Genomic DNA, 18,334 nt, shown 5'->3' on the forward strand with positions numbered 1-18,334 from the left:
CTTATTCAAACTCCTGTAATCAACTAGCGCGAACTCGTTCCAGAAAACGCTGCACTTCACTATCTAGTGAATTAACTTCGCGGGACAATTCGGTTGCCACATCCTGCACTTGCGATGCTGACTGACCCGTTGTTTGCGCCGCCTGACTAACAGAACCAATATTATGAGACACTTCCTGAGTACTCTGTGCTGCCTGCTGGACACTACGGCTAATTTCTCCAGTTGCGGCCCCCTGCTCATCAACCGCAGAAGCGATGGTCGTCGCAATTTCATTAATCCGCCCAATGGTCGAGCTAATGCCACCGATCGCACCCACAGCATTGGTTGTTTCTTCCTGAACGGCTCTAATCTGACCAGAAATTTCCTCGGTCGCCTTTGCGGTCTGTGTCGCAAGATTTTTAACTTCACTTGCGACAACAGCGAAGCCTTTACCTGCATCTCCCGCGCGGGCAGCTTCGATGGTCGCATTCAGGGCAAGCAGATTGGTTTGTCCGGCAATGTCATTGATCAAACCGACAACGTCCCCAATTTTTGCGGCAGCATCGTTCAGGCTTGTCACCATGACATTTGTCCGTTCAGCTTCAGACACAGCTTCACCGGCAATGGAGGCCGCTTGACTAACCTGACGGCTAATTTCACTGATTGACGCTGACAGCTCTTCGGTTGCAGAGGCGACCGAATGAACAGAACTACTGGCTAAATCAGACGCGCTTGCCACGGTTTGTGAACGTGAACTTGTTTCGTCTGCCGCTTCCGACATGTTCCGGGATGTATCGTTCATATTTGAAGTGGCGACCGCAAAACTCTCAACCAAATGCTTCACACTGCCTTCAAAATCGTCAGCCAGCTGGTTCATCTCAGCGCGTTTTGTTTGTTCCGCTTCCTGTTCAAGACGTTCTTTTTCAACCTGAGCCCGTTTCTCAGCTTCAGCGGCTTCTCGTTCAGCCTGCGCTTTATCCGCTTCACGTTTCTGCCGTTCCGCTTCAGCATTCGCCCGAACAATCTCAGCCTCTTTAGCATTGTCACGGAAACCGACAAGGGCATGCCCCATAACCGCAATTTCATCGTTCCCTGACACAGAAACTTCTGTATCCAGATTGCCGTCAGCAATACTGCGCATATCAGCAACAAACTGGTTCAACCGCCGCATCAGATTACGTCCGACATAAAGCCATGCAATCAGTAGGGCAATGACAACACTGAGAACAGCGATACCAATAAGCAGGTTACTGTTCCGTTCAATGGCAACATTTGCCTTGGCCACTGCCTCTATGGAATTGGCTTCCGTCGCAGCGACCAGATCTTCAACAACATATTCCAATGCAGTCGCAAGGGTTGCGGCCTGATTTTCGGCAGCCCTTATTTCTGCAACAGTAGACAGATAATTTTTGCGAAGAGCAAAAATACTGTCATCCCGATTTCCCAGTTCATAAAGACTGTTCGTCGCCTTTCTCAGTTCGTCTTTGCCCTTGAATTTTGGAAGAAATGCAATCGTTTTCAATTTGGCGCCGGTCAGCAGGAATTCTGCTTTTCGTTCTTCGACCTCTTCTGGCGACTGCTGGTTGGCAGCCCGGTAAAGAGAACTAACCACAGCGTTCGCGTCTGCGCTGAACTGAATAAGACGTTGGATCAAACGGACATCCCGAGAAAGAATCTTCCGCATGCCGGCTTTTACTTTTTGGATATCCCCTGCGGCACTTAACATTTGAGAACTCATTCCCAAAGCGGAGGTCTCGGCATTGATAACAGGCTCAACAAGTCCCTGAATTTCCTGTTCAAGACTTGTCACTGTATCCAGATCTATTTTAAGCTTCTTTTCAAGTTCGTTCCGCTTCACAACTGAAAGAGCCAGGTCCTCTAAAACAAATCCCAACATATCCAGATTGGCCAAAGCCTGCTCAATATCGCCTTCATTAGAGCTATTCTTCGCTTCTTTTACGCTTTCAATCAACTCAACCAATGCTTTTTGAGCGTTTTCAGCCTGACGCTTGCGATTGTCTTCAGTTTTTGCGGCGGCAATCAATGGCGCAGATTCAATCACGCCGGTCGCCTGTTGTGAAAGCCGCTGGGCTTTAGAAAAAGCGCTGAAGCTTGTTTCAGTAATTGTGTTGAGCGTTTTTCCAAGTGATACAAACTCTACAACACCAAGGGTTCCACTGATCGTTGTAAGGATGGCGACCACACCAAATGCGACATATAGACGGGCCCGGATACCAAGCTTGCCGATCATTCTCAATATTGGAGATCTTTGAGAGATCGTGGTCTTCGGTGCTTCTGTCTTGTCACTCTTATTGCGAAAACTTTTTAGCTTTTTGGCGAGCTGCATTTTAATGCCTCCCCTCCTGATCAATGTTTATGTATTGCTCGAAAAGCTAGAGTGAATTGGTTACTTTTTCCTTTCACTCAGTCAGGAAACGAGAAATAAATAAAATTTTTTCAATTTTTGGAAAAAATTCCGTAAACACCTGTTAGACATAAAAAAACCCGGCACGAATGCCGGGTTAAATTAGCAGTTACTGTATATTAGTAGCTGATATTTTGAAGCTTTTGCCATTTCGGTCCAACAACTTTAGACAGAATAGCACTGTTTCTTTTATCTGGACCCAAATGGTCATCTTTACTGAAGCTCATGGGTGCCCCACCAAACATTGAAGGGTGATCCTTGATCTGCTCCATGGCTTCCGCAACTTTTTCAGCTGTGATGTCCTTGCCGGCCCCTTCTAGGGCAATCGCAAAAGTATGCATCAACTCATATCCAGCGACAGATTGAAGAACCGCTGTTTTGTTAAAGCGTTCTTTATATTTGTCCATCCAGACTTTTATAGTGTCGGAAACGTCTTCATAATAAGGAATAGGTGTTTGGCTAGTTCCGTACAATCCTTCTGTCAGACCTTTGGCCAGCGTGATATTTTCAGGCACATACCCGGCAGAACTAACAACAAATTTTGGATTAAAACCAATTTTCTTGGCTGTCGCCATACTTCCAATTGTCTCACCGATAATGGTTCCGAGACAAACCAGATCCACCTCACCCGATTTCAGTTTTGCGATCTGAGAAGAAAAGTCCTTTGAACCGCGCTTGAAGTTTGTTTTCACAACTTCCGGAAGACCCATTGCCTTGGCTTGTTCCTCACAACCCAGCAGGATGTTCTTACCAAAATCATCATCCTGATACAAAACACCGATTTTCTTAACGCCTTCTTTTTCAACGAAATATTTGACGGCTGCCCGCATTTGATCGTCATAAGGTGTAAAGGCTGCGAATTTCAGTTTATGATATGGCTCAAACATTTCCTTGGCTGCCGAAACAGGGAAAATATTCAGGACACCTTTTTTCAAAGCCCGCGGCATTGTCACCATATTTGTCGGTGTCCCCAATGGGCCGACCATGGCAAAGACCTTGTCCTTTTTAATCAGCTTGTCGCCCGCCTGAGCGGCTTTATTTTGTTGATAAGCAGAATCTTCAACAATCAGTTCCAGCTGACGCCCATGAATACCGCCTTTGGCATTGATTTCTTCGACAGCCATACGCATACCATTGGTCACCGGTACGCCCCACAAGGCAACAGGGCCTGATAGAGGTTGATGTGATCCAAGAACTATTTTGTCATCACTGATACCTTGCTGTGCCGCGGCCGGTGCTGTCATCGCTGTCGCTGTTGCCAAAGCAGCCGCAAAAGACAGTCCTAAGCGGAAAAAGTTTCTCCGTTTCATCTCTAGTCCTCCCAATTAATTTCCCATTACTAGCAGTGACTTTGGGCATTTTTGTGTCCCAAAGCCTTTCCCTCAATACATTGTATCGATGAGTTCCTTGTATTTCTTGCTAACGAACGAGCGCTTGAGTTTCATGGTTGGTGTCAACTCGTCGTCCTCGGCGGTCAGAATTTCATCAATTAATCTGAACTCTTTAATTGTTTCCACCTGCGCAAACCCTTTATTCACCCGCTCAATCTCACTCCGGATAAGATCTGTTACTTCCGTTGCCTTGCACAGGCTTTGGAAATTAGTAAATGGCACATCCCGGTCCTGCGCATATTTTTCGACATTTTCCTGATCGATCATAACAAGGCAGGTCAAATATTTGCGCTTATCTCCAATAACAACTGCATCGGAGATATAGGGGCTGAACTTCAACTGATTTTCGATTTCAGACGGGGTAATATTCTTACCGCCGGCGGTGATGATAATATCCTTCATCCGATCAGTGATTTTTACAAACCCCTGATTGTCGATATGGCCCACATCCCCTGTATGAAGCCATCCGTCAACGATGGTCTCCGCCGTTTTTTCCGGTTGGTTGAGATACCCCATGAAAACATGGGGACCTTTCAGAAGGATTTCACCCTCAGGCGATATGCTGACTTCAGTGTTTGGTGCCGCAGCACCAACAGTTCCGAGTTTAAATTTTTCCTCAAGATTAGACGTTGCCAAGCCCACATTTTCTGTTTGTCCATAGACTTCATACATATCCAGCCCCAAGGCGAGATACCATTTGATCAGGTCCGGCGAAATTGGCGCTGCACCCGATCCCAGATAATGGGCGCGATCCAAACCAAGAAAGCGCTTGATGTTTCTAAGAACCAGCACATCACCGAGCCAGAATTTAGCTTTGTCGAGCGCTGAAGGGGTTGTCCCGGCCAACTTGCATTCAGCCAGTTTGTACCCTGCGCCGATTGCCCATTTGTAAGCCAGCTTTTGCAGGCCCGTCGCATCACTTAGTTGTAATGTGATGGCAGAGAAAAACTTCTCCCATATACGGGGGACCGCAAAAAAGATCGTCGGCGAGACTTCCCGAATATTTTCCGGAACCGTATCCAGACCTTCGACAAAATTCACGGTTGATCCAGAGAATAGAGGAAGAAACACTGTAAATGCCCGTTCTGCAATATGACATAACGGTAGGAATGACAATTGTTCATCTTCTGGACCAAAACCGACCAGGGGTGTCTGGTTCGATATTTGAAACATGATATTCCGATGGGAAATCATGGCACCTTTTGGCGGTCCGGTTGTACCAGAAGTATAAATCAGGATTGCCAGATCATCTGGCTTTGACTGGGAAATCGCATTTTCCCAAAAATCAGGGTTTATTGCGTGATAGGCATTTCCCAAGTCATACAGCTCGTCAATACTGATAACCATCTCATCATCGAGCTCGCGCAGCCCATCCATATCAAAGACGATGATCTTTCGAAGCTCCGGTAAATTGTCACGAACCTCCAGTATTTTATCGAGTTGCTCTTCATTTTCCGCAATGAAATAGCGGGTCGTCGAGTCTTTACAAAGATACTCCACCTGGCTGGCACTATCGGTTGTGTAAACACCACTGCTGACGCCGCCTGCACATAAAATACCGAAATCCATGTATAACCATTCAGGGTTATTATCACTTAGGATGGAGACGGTATCACCCCGTTGCAAGCCGAGGGAAACCAGCCCCAGCCCCGCAGCGCGGGCCTTGTTGCCGTAATCGGTCCAGGAAATACTCTTCCATATTCCCAGATCTTTCTCGCGCATCGCAATTTTGTCACCAAATTGTTTTACACGTGCCCAGAAGAGCTTCGCCGTTGTATCCGCTCCGTCGATAATTGTCGGAGGGTAAGTAATTGCGTTCATCGTATTCACTCCAGCCTCCTCTCTTAACGCCAGGTCTTGCGTTTTTTCCAACGCCGTTTTCCGCGGACACCATGATCCTGCATCCCGAGGTAAAATTCTTTGATATCGTCTTTTTGAAGAAGGTTCGCTGTGGTGTCTTCCATAACGATCCGGCCGACTTCCAACACATATCCAAAATCAGCAGTATGCAGGGCGATATTTGCATTCTGTTCAACCAACAGCATGGTCATACCCTGCTCGACATTCAGTCGCTTGATAATCCCGAATATCTCTTTCACCAGTAGCGGACTGAGCCCCAGACTGGGCTCATCCAAAAGCATTACTTTCGGACGCGCCATCAGAGCACGGCTGATGGAAAGCATCTGCTGTTCGCCGCCTGATAGTTGACCCGCAGGCTGATCCCCCCGCTCTTTTAATATTGGAAAATAGCTGTGGACCAGTTCCAGATCCTGTGCGATCCCGTCTTTGTCTGAGCGCGTATAGGCACCCATCATAAGATTATCGCGCACGCTCAGAAATGGAAAAACTTCGCGCCCTTCTGGCACGTGACTAATCCCTTGGCGCATAATCCAGTCTGGATCATTTTTCTGGATCTCATTTCCTTCGAAAAAAACGGTCCCTTTTTGAGGGTCCATTACACCGCTGATGGTCTTGAGAATCGTTGTTTTACCGGCCCCGTTTGCCCCAAGAACCGTAACGATCTTTCCTTCTTGCACATCCAGAGATACGCCCCGAATGGCCATAATCGGTCCGTAGTAAGTCTCTATGTTTCGGACTTTCAGAATTGGTTCGCTCATCTCATCCCCCCAAATATGCTTTGACCACTTCAGGGTCATTTTGCACTTCCTGAGGGGAGCCATATGCAAGCATCCGCCCATAGTTAAGGACAAGCACCCGATCAGAAACTTCAGATACAAGCCCCATATCGTGCTCTACCATAAGAACCGTAATGCCCAGCTCCTTCTTGATATCCTCAATCCAGAAGGACATATCCTGCGTTTCTTCAACATTCAGGCCTGAAGAAGGCTCATCCAGCAGGATCAGTTTGGGTTCCGTGCATAACGCGCGTCCTAACTCGACAACCTTTCGAACCCCATAAGGCAGGTTCATGATCAAGCTATCCCGGTAATGTTGCAGATCGAGAAAATCGATGATTTCCTCAACCTTTTCCCGGTGAGCCAGTTCCGCCCGCCTCACGGATGGTAGAAAAAGAGCCTCTGCAAACAGGCTGGTACGACTATGGCAATGACGCCCTACAAGCAGATTTTGCAGGACAGACGCATGTTCGAATAGTTCGATATTCTGAAACGTCCGGGCAATACCAAGGCCCGCAATATCGTGTGACGGTGTCTTCGTAATATCCTGACCATCAAATATCATCCGACCGTCGGTTGAATCATAGATCCGGCTAATCAGATTAAAAATTGTGGTTTTACCGGCGCCGTTCGGACCAATGATGGTGAAACATTCACCTTTTTTGATATCAAAATTGACGCCATCAACCGCTTTAACGCCGCCAAAATTAATCGCCAGATTTTCAGCTTGAAAAAGAGTCATTTCAATCTCTCCGACTTCATATAGGATTTTTGACGTTTAAACGTGGCTTTCTTGTAAAGCGGGAACATCAGGAAATAGTGCTTCACTTTCAGCCAGCGGCCATAAATTCCAAACGGTTCGAAAATAATGAAAAAGACCAAAATCAAGCCAAAGATCAACGGCTCGAAACCGGGTTGTTCAGCAATTGCATGCGGCAGGTAATCTTTCATGATCGCCAGTGCCTGCGGTAATGCCAAAACGAACATGGCCCCAAAAACGGCCCCATGTAACGAGCCAACCCCGCCCACAACAACCAGAACCAGAAGCTCCAGAGATTGTAGAACCGTGAAACTTTCAGGAGAGAGGAAACCCAGTTTATGTGCAAATAGGGCGCCCGCCAAACCTGTAATACCGGCGCTTAGACCGAAGGCTATGGTTTTCGTTTTAGCCAGATTCACACCCATGCTCTGCGCAGAAATTTCCGAGTCCCGAACAGCCATCATTGCCCGACCTGTTGGTGACCTCAGAATATTCAGAGAAAACAGGATAACAGCAATCAACACCCCAAGACTTAAAAAGTAGAAAGGGGCGCCATCGGTCAGGTCCATATCACCAAATTCAATCGACTCGACCAATAGGCCGGTATATCCGTTTGTCACGCTTTCCCAACGGGAAAACACTTCCTCGACGATAATGGCAAATGCAAAGGTCGCCATGGCCAGATAAATACCGGTCAGCCTCAATGCCGGTATTCCGATAGCCACACCGGCGATCGCTGCGAATAGACCTGCGAGCGGGAAAGACAGGAAAAACGAAAAGACAACGGGCTCATCCATAAAGGGTAATGGAACTCCATTTCCCGTCAGAACAGCTTCCGTGTAGGCACCAATTCCAAAAAAGGCAGCATGACCCAAACTGATCAGCCCCGTATATCCGGATAGCAACATCAACCCGACGCCTGCAATTGCAACGATATATAACTGGGTCATCTGCCCCACATAATATTCGTCCAAAATCCACGGCACAGACAGAACTGCAAGCAACAACGCGCCATACGACCAATGATACCCTGAATGCTTCGCAAGTACTATGTCCTGCTCATATTCAGTTTTGAATAAGAAACGCATGATCAGACCCTCTTCCCTGTCTTCTGTCCAAACAGACCTTGAGGACGCACAACAAGAACCAGAAGAAGCACTACATAGGCCGCAACATTCTTAAATCCAGGCGGCAGATAAAAGCCCGCCAGCGTCTCGATAATACCAATAATGATACCGCCAACGACGGCACCGGGGATTGACCCGAATCCTCCCAGAACTGCGGCAGGAAAGGCTTTTAGTCCCAAGAACCCCATATTGGTGTCAATCAGCGTCGTCGGTGCCAGCAATATTCCAGCCGCCGCCGCAACCGCGGCACTAATTCCCCAAATCATTGAGAAAACAGATTTTACCGGAATGCCCATATAATAGGATGCCAACTGGTTCTGCGAGGAAGCCTGCATGGCAACCCCAAGCCGGGTATAGGTGAAAAATCCATACAGCACCGCACAGAGAACAATCGTTGCAATAATCACGGATAGGTCGGTTTGAGAGATCACAAGTGATCCAATCTCTTCGGGTACAAGCCGCATTCCTTCGCTCGAGAAAGGCGTTGAAATGGCGTAGGTTTCTGTTCCCCACCCCGGCATCATTCCCGCGACACTACGGGCAACATAACCGAAGCCGATGGTCACCATGACAATGGAAAATTGCGGCTGCCCCAAAACAGGCCGCAAAACCGCACGGTCAACCAGATTACCGACAAAGAACATGGCAATAATGGCCGCTGTCGCGCCCAACCAATAATTCCACCCCAAAATGGAGATAAAGGTATATGCCAAAAAGGCCCCGAGCATCATTAGATCGCCCTGGGCAAAATTCACGACTTCCGTCGCTTTATAGATCAATACGAAGCCAAGCGCGACCAGAGCATAAATACATCCGATTGACACGCCGCCGATGACCAACTGCAAAAACTCAAACAGAACGGCCTCCCAAAATTGTCCGATTTTCTTTTTATGTTTATGCCACCGCAATAACGTTCGGACACTTGCGGCAGAAAAAAAGTATAGGCAAGCTTTTATTTAAACGTCAACAAAGATAAACTCAGAAATTCACTTTAACTTCTGTTCGCATATGCAAAATTTATTAATTCATACCTGAATTTTACTTTTAAACTTAAATAAAAAAAAATATTTACTAAATATTTAATATATTGACAAATTTACTTCTTATATTTTGAAATGCGATATGATCAATTCATTTTTCTATACTTAAAAAATTCAAATATTAAATAAAAAATTCCAAACTTTTTATTTAGGTAAATCTAATCAAGCGTCCTGTTTTGCTTTCCATAAATTTAACTTAACAGGGGGAATACAAAATTACTGATCTTACTATTGATTGAGAGAGCTCACCTCTGCCAAGAGAGGCCCCATAACAATCAACCCTTTATTATGGCTCTGCCTTAACAGGCAATCGGTTTGCCGCGCGGCAATCAAAAAATAGCCTGTCTCTTCGACCGCGATGGCGCATATTATAAATCAGGATTCATTCTCGCCCCGCCCAACCATTACTTTCTACCAGATATCTTTTGCAGAGCCCGCCCGTTCGGTTACAATTGCGAAAAACAACGAAAGCCTAAAAAATGTCTGTAAAAATTCCTTTCAAAAAAGACGTCGACTTTGAGTATGGAAGAGCAAGCGAACTCAGCCCGCTTATTCGACGTGTGATCGCGGAAAACCCGAGTCCCTTCACCCTTCATGGGACAGGAACCTATATTGTAGGACGGGGGAATGTCGCCGTTATTGATCCCGGACCTACAAACCCGGATCATATTGACGCGATCTTGGCAGCGACCGCTGGGGAAACAATTTCGCATATTCTGGTGACCCATACCCACAATGACCATTCTCCGGGTGCCGCCCCTCTAAAAGAAAGATGCGGCGCACCAACATATGGATTTGGCCCCCATGGGAGCGGAAAACCCGGAATGGAACCCGAACAGGGCGGTGACATGTCTTTTGTTCCGGATGTTTATATCGGTGACAATGATACAATTGAAGGGGATGGCTGGACCATCAAGGCGATCCATACACCGGGACATTTATCTAACCATCTATGCTTCGACCTAATCGAAGAGAACACCTTGTTTTCAGGTGATCATGTGATGGGTTGGTCCACTTCAATTGTCTCTCCTCCTGATGGTGACATGAGTGATTACATTGCCAGCCTTAAAAAAATTCAGGCGTTCGACCATGCGCGTTACTGGCCAACACATGGCCCGGCCGTCGATGATCCAAAATCCTTTGTACAGGGGCTTATCGATCATCGATACGAACGTATGGATCAGATAACAGATTGTTTGAAAAATGGTCCGATGACTGTCATTGAAATGGTAAAAAGAATGTATCAGGATATTCCGGAATATTTACATCCTGCGGCAGCAAGGTCTGTCTATTCTCACCTCATAATGATGGTCGAGGATGGAAAAGTAACCGCCAAAGGCGCATCCATCACCGTTGATGCCGAATATTCCCTGAAATAAGTGGACTTGCGGAGAAGCGCGCTCACGCGCGCTCCCACTGTTTAGTCTCTGAAATTTATATATTGCAAGGGCATCTCGAAATCGAGACCTTTACAAAAGGTGATGACCTCCTGCAAATCATCCCGTTTTTTCCCGGTTACCCGAAGTTCATCCCCTTGAATGGCAACCTGAACTTTGATTTTGGAACCCTTGATTTCTTTGACCAGCTTTTTAGCAAGGTCCTTTTCGATCCCTTCGCGAACAATCACCTGCTGACGCACGCTTTGTCCTGCGGCCTGCTCCGGGGTTTTATAATCCAAAACACCTGCATCGACATTTCGTCTGGTCAAATGCCCCTGCAGCAATTCATGCATCTGACGCAATTTCAGGTCATCATCGGCAAACACTGTCAGAACATTCTCTTTTCTGTCGATCGTGCAGTTACTGCCTTTAAAATCATACCGGGTTTCAATTTCACGGCGCACGTTGTTTAGCGCGTTTTCCACTTCATTCAGATCAGTCTTGGACACGATATCAAAGGATGGCATTTTACTCTCCTAAGTCAGTTGTTCTTTTGTCTTTTGGAACTTAATTTCAGGCCAGTCTTTTTCGGCCCGCTCCAAATGCCAGGCGTTTCTGGCCAGGAAAACGGGGGCATCGTCATGGTCTTCGGCCAGCGACGCCTGATTGGCGTCAATAAATTTCTTCAGCTCATTATGATCTGGATGCTCAACCCAACGGGCCGTGTACAACTCGGTCTGTTCGAAATTAACGGGAATATCATATTCTGTGCGAATACGATCTGCCAATACTTCAAATTGCAGGCCGCCAACAACACCAACGACCCAGTCCGACCCCATACGCGTCTTAAAGGCCCGCGCAGCACCTTCCTCTGCGATCTGGATCAGGGCTCGGGCCAGATGCTTAGCCCGCATAGGATCGACGGGTCGCACTTTTTGCAGCAATTCAGGCGCAAAGCTCGGAATGCCAGTAAACCGAATTTCCTCGCCCTCCGTTAGCGCATCACCAATTCGCAAATTGCCATGATTTGGAATACCGATAATATCGCCCGGCCATGCCTCTTCAGCCAGTTCCCGGTCCTGCGCAAGAAACAGAACAGGATTATGGATCGCCATCGTCTTGGAACTGCGAATATGCTTCAGCTTCGCCCCCCGCTTGAAATGGCCAGAGACCAAACGCATAAAAGCAATACGGTCCCTGTGTTTTGGATCCATATTTGCTTGAATCTTAAAGATGAAACCACTGACTTTTTTCTCAGTCGGCACAATATCGCGGTCGGCTGTTGGTGCGGGCCGTGGAGAGGGCGCCATAAGGGTCAAACCATTCAGTAGGGTCTCAACGCCAAAATTATTAATCGCGCTTCCAAAATAGACGGGCGTCATGGTCCCTTCCAGAAAAGCCTGTTGATCAAACTTGGGGCATAACTCGCGGATCATCTCGACATCTTCGCGAAGTTTTTCGACATATTCAGTCGGCAATAATTCATCCAGCTTTGGATCATCAATCCCGTTGCAAACAATGCCTTCGTCCAAGTGATTGTTTTTGTCTTTACTGACCAGAACCAAACGATCATTAAACAGATCGTAACAGCCCAGAAAGTTCCGACCCATTCCAATGGGCCAACTGGCGGGCACCACATCCAAGGCCAGTGTCTGTTCGATGTCATCCAAAAGTTCAAACGGATCCAGTGCTTCACGGTCAAACTTATTAATGAAAGTGGCAATTGGCATATCGCGAAGACGGCAAACCTCGAACAATTTTCGGGTTTGTGTTTCGATACCTTTTGCACCATCCAAAACCATAACAGCGCTGTCAACTGCCGTCAGAGTACGATAGGTGTCTTCACTGAAATCTTCATGGCCTGGCGTATCCAACAAGTTGAACGTCTTGCCTTCATAGTCAAAGGTCATAACTGATGAAGCGACCGAGATACCTCGTTCGCGTTCAACCTTCATCCAATCTGATCGCGCACGGCGTTGCTCACCCCGTGTTTTAACGGCACCAGCAAGCTGAATGGCACCCCCAAACAACAGAAGTTTTTCCGTAAGGGTCGTCTTCCCCGCATCCGGATGCGCAATAATGGCAAAGGTTCGCCGATTGGCGACACGATCTTCAAGCAAACTCATGATAAATCCCAATCCGCAGCCAATTGTCTACTGCGCGGATTTCAAAAAAATAGCCGGTGTGACATACCACAGCTGTCATACCGGCTAAAGGGATTTTGTTAGAAGATGTTTATCTTCTCAAATAAGAAATTATTCTTCAATCACCTTGAGAACGAGTTTTCCAAAATTTTCTCCACTGAATAGCTTCAGCAGGGTTGATGGAAAATTCTCAATTCCTTCATCAATATGCTCTTTGAATTTAAGCTGCCCCTGACTGTACCAGGTTGCCAATTGTTTTACACCTTCTGCATATTGATCCACATAATCAAAAACAACGAACCCTTCCATTCTTGCATGTTGAACAAGAAGCGTGAGGTAATTGGCTGGCCCGCGAACCGGTGTCGTGTTGTTGTACTGAGAGATCGCACCGCAAATCACGACACGGGCGTGACGATTGAGACGTGCAAGTGCCGCATCCAGAATTTCGCCGCCCACATTGTCAAAATAAACATCAACACCTGTGTTCACCGCTTCGTTCAGGTCTTTTAAAAACCGATCCGATTTATAGTCAACGCAGGCATCGAAACCCAGCTCTTCAATAACGTATTTACACTTCTCAGAACCACCGGCAATCCCCACAGCCCGGGCGCCTTTAATCTTGGCGATCTGTCCCACCATGGCACCAACGGCGCCTGCTGCACCAGAAACAAGCACGGTATCGCCTTCTTTTACCGCGCCAACATCAGTCAGGCCAAAATAGGCAGTAAGCCCAGGCATACCCAAGCCACCAAGATAGCTTTCCAAAGGTGCAAGATTTGGATCGACTTTTACAAGATCTTTGCCATCTGAAACACCATACTGCTGAACCCCATGATATCCGGTGACAAATTCGCCGACCTTAAAGGCTGGATTGTTACTTTCAACAACCTCTCCAACGGTCCCTGCCCGCATCACTTCACCCAATCCAACAGGCGGAATGTAAGACCGCGCGTCATTCATCCAACCGCGCATTGCCGGATCGAGAGAGACATAATGCACCCGGACGACAACCTGACCACCTTCCGCTTTGGGGATATCAGATGTTGAAAACTCCCAGTCGCTGTCTTTAGGAAGTCCCACTGGCCGCGCTGCCAATTTGTATTGTTTATTCTGAGCAGACATAAAACGCCCTTTTCCTGTTATTTTTTAAACCTGACCCATCCAACTCTTTTTCATCATCAAGATCAAGAGCGATCGTTCCAAAACGTCAAAACTTTTACGCTGCAAGCACAGAATCATAGACTGCACGCCGAAACTCAGACCGCAACGAATATACATTTCCGGGCATATGCTGCACCATTAACAAGCCCCCTATTTTTAGGGTCGGATTGATAAAAAACAGTGTCCCTGCCGCCCCTGTCCAACCATATTCACCGGCGGGAGACGGAAATCCTGCTTTTTTTGGTTCCTCAACAACGTAAAAGCCCAAGCCAAAGCCAATACCGTCCCACGACATGAAGTTAAAATCACCAGCCCCCAAATCATCCATGCTTCCCCCTAGGTGATTTTTTGCCATTAAATCGATTGTTTCAGGCCGAACAAGCTGACGCTCCCCGACCCTTCCATCATTTAAAAAAAGCTGCATAAATTTTGCAAAATCCCGATAGGTGGAGACCAACCCGCCCGACCCGGACCAAAATTCCGGCTGCTGATAGAACGCACTTTTCTGGGCAGGATCAACCACCCCGACGATCCCGCGCGTTGCCACTTCATAGTTGGTCGTCATGCGGCTCTTTTGTGAAATATCTGCGGTAAAGTCCGTTTCTGTCATCCCTAAGGGCGAAAATATTCGATCCTTTAGAAAATCGCGAAAATCCAGACCACTCCATACCTCAACCAACCGTCCCAGAATATCAGTTGCCATACTGTATTTCCAACGGCTCCCCGGCTCGAACAGAACCGGCATCGGCCCCAGCCGATCAATCACTTCTGCTAAATTACCCTTGCTTCTCATACCGTCCAGCGCCTGTTTTCTATAAAGATCTGAAAGTGGATCATCACTGAAGGCGGGCAAAGTTATACCCGCGGTATGGGTAAAAACATGACGGATGGTCATTTGCTGAGACGAGGATATTTCACCTTCCCCCGGGATCAATATCCGGGTGTTTTTAAAATTTGGAAGATACCGTGCAACCGGGTCGTCTAAATCAAATTTTCCCACTTCCCAAAGCATCATGGCGGCAAGACTGGTGATAGGCTTTGTCATGGAATAGATGCGAAATAACGCATCCTCAGTCATCTGACGAACCTCCCCCTGATCTGCAAGCCCGGCCGTAACTGTGCAAGGCAGATCGTCCGCGTTAATAATGCCAGCCACTCCGCCGGCAATAAGATTTTTGTCAATGAATTTCGACAGTAACGCTTCAATAGGTGCAGATGTTATTTTTTTCATTTAGCCCACTCCGTTATCCATAAGCTGCCACAAAAAAAAGGCTGGGGAAACCCCAGCCAGTATATTCAGCTCCCCAAATTCTCTAATACTGAAGGGAAGCACTTATGGCATCAAAGGTCTTTTTTCGTGTCTCAAAATAATGCAACGATCGGGCGATCAGTGTGACCGCCTCAAGCTTGCCAGTGGCACTCGTGAACAGAATTAGTCCACTAAAATTGTCACCTTGATTATTTGATAATTGAAAATCAGCCAAATAACCTTGTTTTGTCCCAAAGCCTTGAGGACGCAGGTTGGTAAAACGTCCCGGAACCAATTCAGTTAGCCGGAGGCTGCCATGAATAAGCTCCAAAATTTCTTCCGGGGTCATATCTGCCCGGAAAGTTGGCGCTTTATCTGCATTAGCCGGTGAATATAGAACGGGAACGCTTTCCCCTTCTTTGACCGGGCGCCAGAATTCAATTACGTCCAGTGCGAGCCCGTATTTGGTCCATGCGATCGTTTTGTCCGTTACCAGCTCGTTCGTTTCTTCTTGCAAGCTAACGGAATATGTCTTCCAGGGCTTCGCTTCACCTGGTGTTTTCAACGTAAATGCAGGAACACAGGCAGTTGTAACAAGTAGAAGAAAAACAGCACAGATTTTTTTCATATTATTTCCTCAACTGAGAAATATAGGTTCGAACCAGACCCTCGTCAGAGGCGGTCGGGTTTTGCATCAGATATTGACTAAAATAGTTCATGGCCTGCTCAGGCTTCTTTTGTCTTTTTGCGACAAGTCCCATGTGTTTAAGTGTTTTAAGTGGAGCCGGAACCTGCTCGGAAGCTTTCTGATAATGCATCATTGCCTTTTCCAGATCTTCCTCGTCCGAACGCAAACGGAAAACCTCCCCTCTGAAGAACTCAACTTCAAAAGCGTTAAATCCGCGTTCTTCCAGCCTGTCCAAAACGACGAGAGCCTGCACATAAGCTTGTGTGGAAATGAACTCTTGCATCCAGCCATGCCAAAAACGCCGAACCATCCGATCAAACTCAGTTGCTTGATTGGCAAAAGGAGGATCTCCATCAGTCTTCAGCTTGTCTGCATGAAGTCTCAAATTCTTGATGCGCTCTTCGGTTGGGGGGTGGGTCTGCCAAAACACACTTGATGTGTCTTCTTCATCGCCATTTCCTTCTGCTTCCGCCTTCTCCTGAGCTTCTTTTTCTTCTTTTATCCGTTCCCACAAGTTTGCAGCAGCATCAGGATTGTATCCCGCCTTATGCATTATAAGCAAACCTTCCTGATCCGCCTCAGTTTCAAGTTCCCGCGAATAGGAGTAAAGACTTCCGGCCACACCAATGGACGCGGCAAGCCCGACAAAACCAACCCCGAACCCTCCAGTCGCGATATTGAAAAAAGTCAGAAAATCGGTCAATTGCTTGGCATTATTGTACTTTTTCAAGGAATGCCGATAAAGATAGTGAGCCATTTCATGGCCGAGGACCGCTGCGAGCTGATCTTCGCTTTCCGCCCGTAACAACAACCCGGTCCAGACATGCATCGTTCCATTTGGAGCCATTGTCGCGTTAAAATACGGGTGTTTTAAAACATATATCTTAAAGTCCGCGCAATGTTCTGTTGATAATTTGCATATTACGGATTTTAAGTAGGTATTCAGTTCTGGATCTCGTTCCACCAGATTACTGCTCGCCAGTTTTTTCTCCAGCTTATTGACCTGAAACCAAAGCCCCGCTTCCGTCGATTTAAGGTTCGGCTCATGCCCAGGGGCAAGCCGCCCCGTAGGAACGTTGGTATCCGTCGCACATGCACCTGCAATCAAAAACAGAAAGGGTGCCGCAAAGGTGGATAGCCTCATAGAGGGATGTCCACAAGGAGTGAGTTTGTCGAATTGACAGCCGCGCCAAATGTCCGCAAATCCCCCGATCCTGAAAACAGTCGATTATACCAGACAATGTCGCCCGTTTTCAGGTCAACCAGAGATACGAAACCAACCTGCTGCCCCCCTGGAATATGGGCCCCAAACAGGGCTGCCATCAAAACCTGCGCCGCGACCCTCGAACCGCTTGAATAAGAATCCCGAAGATAAACAAATAACCCCAAATCGGCCCCATAGGCGTTCTGAAGCTCTTGAGTTGTTCTTCCCAACTGCCAATCAAATTTATCATTTTGCATCGTCGGCAGTTGGAAAATACCGGGATATTGGTACTGGAAGATCGATTTTCCTACAGCTTCATGCAGATTGATCAAATCCCGCCCGGTTTTCGTAGCAAGGCCATTAGCTCCATCTTTATAAAGCGTGACTGAATGCCCCAATTCCTGAAAATATTGTGTTGCAATTTCAGTGACATAACTCTTGGCTGACGCCGTCCAAAAAGCGTTTGGCTCCTGCAAACCACCCGCTGTTAAGAGACTGAGCTCAACATCTGGCTCCATCAACAAAATACTGCGCCCTAAGTGGCTGTCTGGTATTCTTGCACCAAATAAATCTTTGGTCTCAGGCCGCAATTCAACATCCGCTATGATCGTATCATCCGCTTTGTCCGGCTCTTCGCCATAATTTGCTTTCTGATTACTGACCGGTCGCACTTCTTTACAAACCATGCTCGCATCGCAAAGCTCATAGGTTCTTGAAAATTGAGATCCCATGCGAACACGAACCGTATGACCAGAAGGCACAGCCCCATCCATGATCGAAGGAATATCCGTGTTCACTTTCGGTGGCTGATAGACGCGATCAAACACCTCGTAAACACTTGGTGCCTTTTGAGACGAGTAGGCAACAGGCTTGCCTTGCGGTCCAGCAACAGTCTTGACCTTTGTCGTTGCGACACAACCACTTAATACGGATATAAGCAAAACCGATACGCAAAATTTAGTAAAAAAAGACACCTGCATCCCCCCTTGATCTAGAAACAACCTAAAGGTGAAGATACGATTTTTCCAAACAATAATTGGATAGTCCGAATTTTTTTCCGGTTTTTCAGCATCCTCTTTTATTTTTTACCCTCTAGAAATTTTGCATCCAGCGACAGCCACGGCTATAATCCGGCTTTATTCCACGAATAG

General features: G+C 47.1%; 15 protein-coding genes. 1 reads left to right on the plus strand and 14 read right to left on the minus strand.

All coding sequences use genetic code 11. The features are described 5' to 3' along the window. Positions 1-19: 19 nt before the first annotated feature. The 7 genes from ACJAYR_RS06010 to ACJAYR_RS06040 all read right to left on the minus strand — a co-directional run bounded on the left by ACJAYR_RS06010 (position 20) and on the right by ACJAYR_RS06040 (position 9,175). A complete protein-coding gene (locus ACJAYR_RS06010; RefSeq protein ID WP_415235763.1) occupies positions 20-2,326 on the minus strand; it encodes a methyl-accepting chemotaxis protein in 2,307 nt (768 codons plus the stop codon). Positions 2,327-2,523: 197 nt separating this feature from the next. Beyond that, complete coding sequence (locus ACJAYR_RS06015; protein ID WP_415235764.1) at positions 2,524-3,714, minus strand: ABC transporter substrate-binding protein; 1,191 nt, start codon at positions 3,712-3,714, stop codon at positions 2,524-2,526. Positions 3,715-3,786: 72 nt separating this feature from the next. After that, entirely contained in the window at positions 3,787-5,616 is a 1,830-nt protein-coding gene (locus ACJAYR_RS06020; RefSeq protein WP_415235765.1) for an AMP-dependent synthetase/ligase, read from the minus strand. 23 nt (positions 5,617-5,639) lie between these two features. Then, a complete protein-coding gene (locus tag ACJAYR_RS06025; RefSeq protein WP_169544667.1) occupies positions 5,640-6,413 on the minus strand; it encodes an ABC transporter ATP-binding protein in 774 nt (257 codons plus the stop codon). A 1-nt stretch (position 6,414) separates the two neighbouring features. Next, positions 6,415-7,173, minus strand: a complete 759-nt coding sequence (locus ACJAYR_RS06030) for an ABC transporter ATP-binding protein (RefSeq protein WP_169544666.1) — start codon at positions 7,171-7,173, stop codon at positions 6,415-6,417. Next, on the minus strand, positions 7,170-8,279 hold the full coding sequence (locus tag ACJAYR_RS06035) for a branched-chain amino acid ABC transporter permease (protein WP_169544665.1): 1,110 nt from the start codon (positions 8,277-8,279) through the stop codon (positions 7,170-7,172). Before ACJAYR_RS06035 ends, ACJAYR_RS06030 begins: the two co-directional genes overlap by 4 nt. Positions 8,280-8,281: 2 nt before the next feature. Next, entirely contained in the window at positions 8,282-9,175 is an 894-nt protein-coding gene (locus tag ACJAYR_RS06040; protein ID WP_169545809.1) for an ABC transporter permease subunit, read from the minus strand. Between the two features lie 662 nt (positions 9,176-9,837). Here ACJAYR_RS06040 and ACJAYR_RS06045 point away from each other — a divergent pair. Next, positions 9,838-10,737, plus strand: coding sequence for an MBL fold metallo-hydrolase (locus tag ACJAYR_RS06045; RefSeq protein ID WP_415235766.1), 900 nt, complete (start codon positions 9,838-9,840; stop codon positions 10,735-10,737). Positions 10,738-10,778: 41 nt separating this feature from the next. Here ACJAYR_RS06045 and ACJAYR_RS06050 read toward each other — a convergent pair whose 3' ends face one another. From ACJAYR_RS06050 to ACJAYR_RS06080, 7 genes are all read right to left on the minus strand, one after another. Further along, positions 10,779-11,264, minus strand: a complete 486-nt coding sequence (locus tag ACJAYR_RS06050; protein WP_415235767.1) for a YajQ family cyclic di-GMP-binding protein — start codon at positions 11,262-11,264, stop codon at positions 10,779-10,781. Positions 11,265-11,273: 9 nt separating this feature from the next. Then, positions 11,274-12,863 (minus strand): peptide chain release factor 3, encoded by a 1,590-nt coding sequence (locus ACJAYR_RS06055; protein ID WP_415235768.1) that lies wholly within the window; start codon positions 12,861-12,863, stop codon positions 11,274-11,276. A gap of 129 nt (positions 12,864-12,992) precedes the next feature. After that, positions 12,993-14,003, minus strand: a complete 1,011-nt coding sequence (locus ACJAYR_RS06060) for an NADP-dependent oxidoreductase (RefSeq protein WP_415235769.1) — start codon at positions 14,001-14,003, stop codon at positions 12,993-12,995. Between the two features lie 94 nt (positions 14,004-14,097). Next, complete coding sequence (locus ACJAYR_RS06065; RefSeq protein ID WP_415235770.1) at positions 14,098-15,273, minus strand: serine hydrolase domain-containing protein; 1,176 nt, start codon at positions 15,271-15,273, stop codon at positions 14,098-14,100. 82 nt (positions 15,274-15,355) lie between these two features. Beyond that, positions 15,356-15,919 (minus strand): hypothetical protein, encoded by a 564-nt coding sequence (locus tag ACJAYR_RS06070; RefSeq protein ID WP_415235771.1) that lies wholly within the window; start codon positions 15,917-15,919, stop codon positions 15,356-15,358. Position 15,920: 1 nt separating this feature from the next. Next, a complete protein-coding gene (locus tag ACJAYR_RS06075; RefSeq protein ID WP_415235772.1) occupies positions 15,921-17,123 on the minus strand; it encodes a M48 family metalloprotease in 1,203 nt (400 codons plus the stop codon). Then, positions 17,120-18,157 carry a hypothetical protein gene (locus ACJAYR_RS06080; RefSeq protein WP_415235773.1) on the minus strand — a complete coding sequence of 346 codons (1,038 nt, stop codon included), beginning with the start codon at positions 18,155-18,157 and terminating at the stop codon, positions 17,120-17,122. Before ACJAYR_RS06080 ends, ACJAYR_RS06075 begins: the two co-directional genes overlap by 4 nt. Positions 18,158-18,334: the final 177 nt, after the last annotated feature.

This window comes from Sneathiella sp. (assembly GCF_047631475.1).
Lineage (GTDB): Bacteria > Pseudomonadota > Alphaproteobacteria > Sneathiellales > Sneathiellaceae > Sneathiella.

What these genes read in the sequence shown, in the direction of transcription:
- ACJAYR_RS06010 (WP_415235763.1), bottom strand. Translation starts at nt 2,326, where the DNA reads ATGCAGCTCGCCAAAAAGCTAAAAAGTTTTCGCAATAAGAGTGACAAG.
- ACJAYR_RS06015 (WP_415235764.1), bottom strand. Translation starts at nt 3,714, where the DNA reads ATGAAACGGAGAAACTTTTTCCGCTTAGGACTGTCTTTTGCGGCTGCT.
- ACJAYR_RS06020 (WP_415235765.1), bottom strand. Translation starts at nt 5,616, where the DNA reads ATGAACGCAATTACTTACCCTCCGACAATTATCGACGGAGCGGATACA.
- ACJAYR_RS06025 (WP_169544667.1), bottom strand. Translation starts at nt 6,413, where the DNA reads ATGAGCGAACCAATTCTGAAAGTCCGAAACATAGAGACTTACTACGGA.
- ACJAYR_RS06030 (WP_169544666.1), bottom strand. Translation starts at nt 7,173, where the DNA reads ATGACTCTTTTTCAAGCTGAAAATCTGGCGATTAATTTTGGCGGCGTT.
- ACJAYR_RS06035 (WP_169544665.1), bottom strand. Translation starts at nt 8,279, where the DNA reads ATGCGTTTCTTATTCAAAACTGAATATGAGCAGGACATAGTACTTGCG.
- ACJAYR_RS06045 (WP_415235766.1), top strand. Translation starts at nt 9,838, where the DNA reads ATGTCTGTAAAAATTCCTTTCAAAAAAGACGTCGACTTTGAGTATGGA.
- ACJAYR_RS06050 (WP_415235767.1), bottom strand. Translation starts at nt 11,264, where the DNA reads ATGCCATCCTTTGATATCGTGTCCAAGACTGATCTGAATGAAGTGGAA.
- ACJAYR_RS06055 (WP_415235768.1), bottom strand. Translation starts at nt 12,863, where the DNA reads ATGAGTTTGCTTGAAGATCGTGTCGCCAATCGGCGAACCTTTGCCATT.
- ACJAYR_RS06060 (WP_415235769.1), bottom strand. Translation starts at nt 14,003, where the DNA reads ATGTCTGCTCAGAATAAACAATACAAATTGGCAGCGCGGCCAGTGGGA.
- ACJAYR_RS06065 (WP_415235770.1), bottom strand. Translation starts at nt 15,273, where the DNA reads ATGAAAAAAATAACATCTGCACCTATTGAAGCGTTACTGTCGAAATTC.
- ACJAYR_RS06070 (WP_415235771.1), bottom strand. Translation starts at nt 15,919, where the DNA reads ATGAAAAAAATCTGTGCTGTTTTTCTTCTACTTGTTACAACTGCCTGT.
- ACJAYR_RS06075 (WP_415235772.1), bottom strand. Translation starts at nt 17,123, where the DNA reads ATGAGGCTATCCACCTTTGCGGCACCCTTTCTGTTTTTGATTGCAGGT.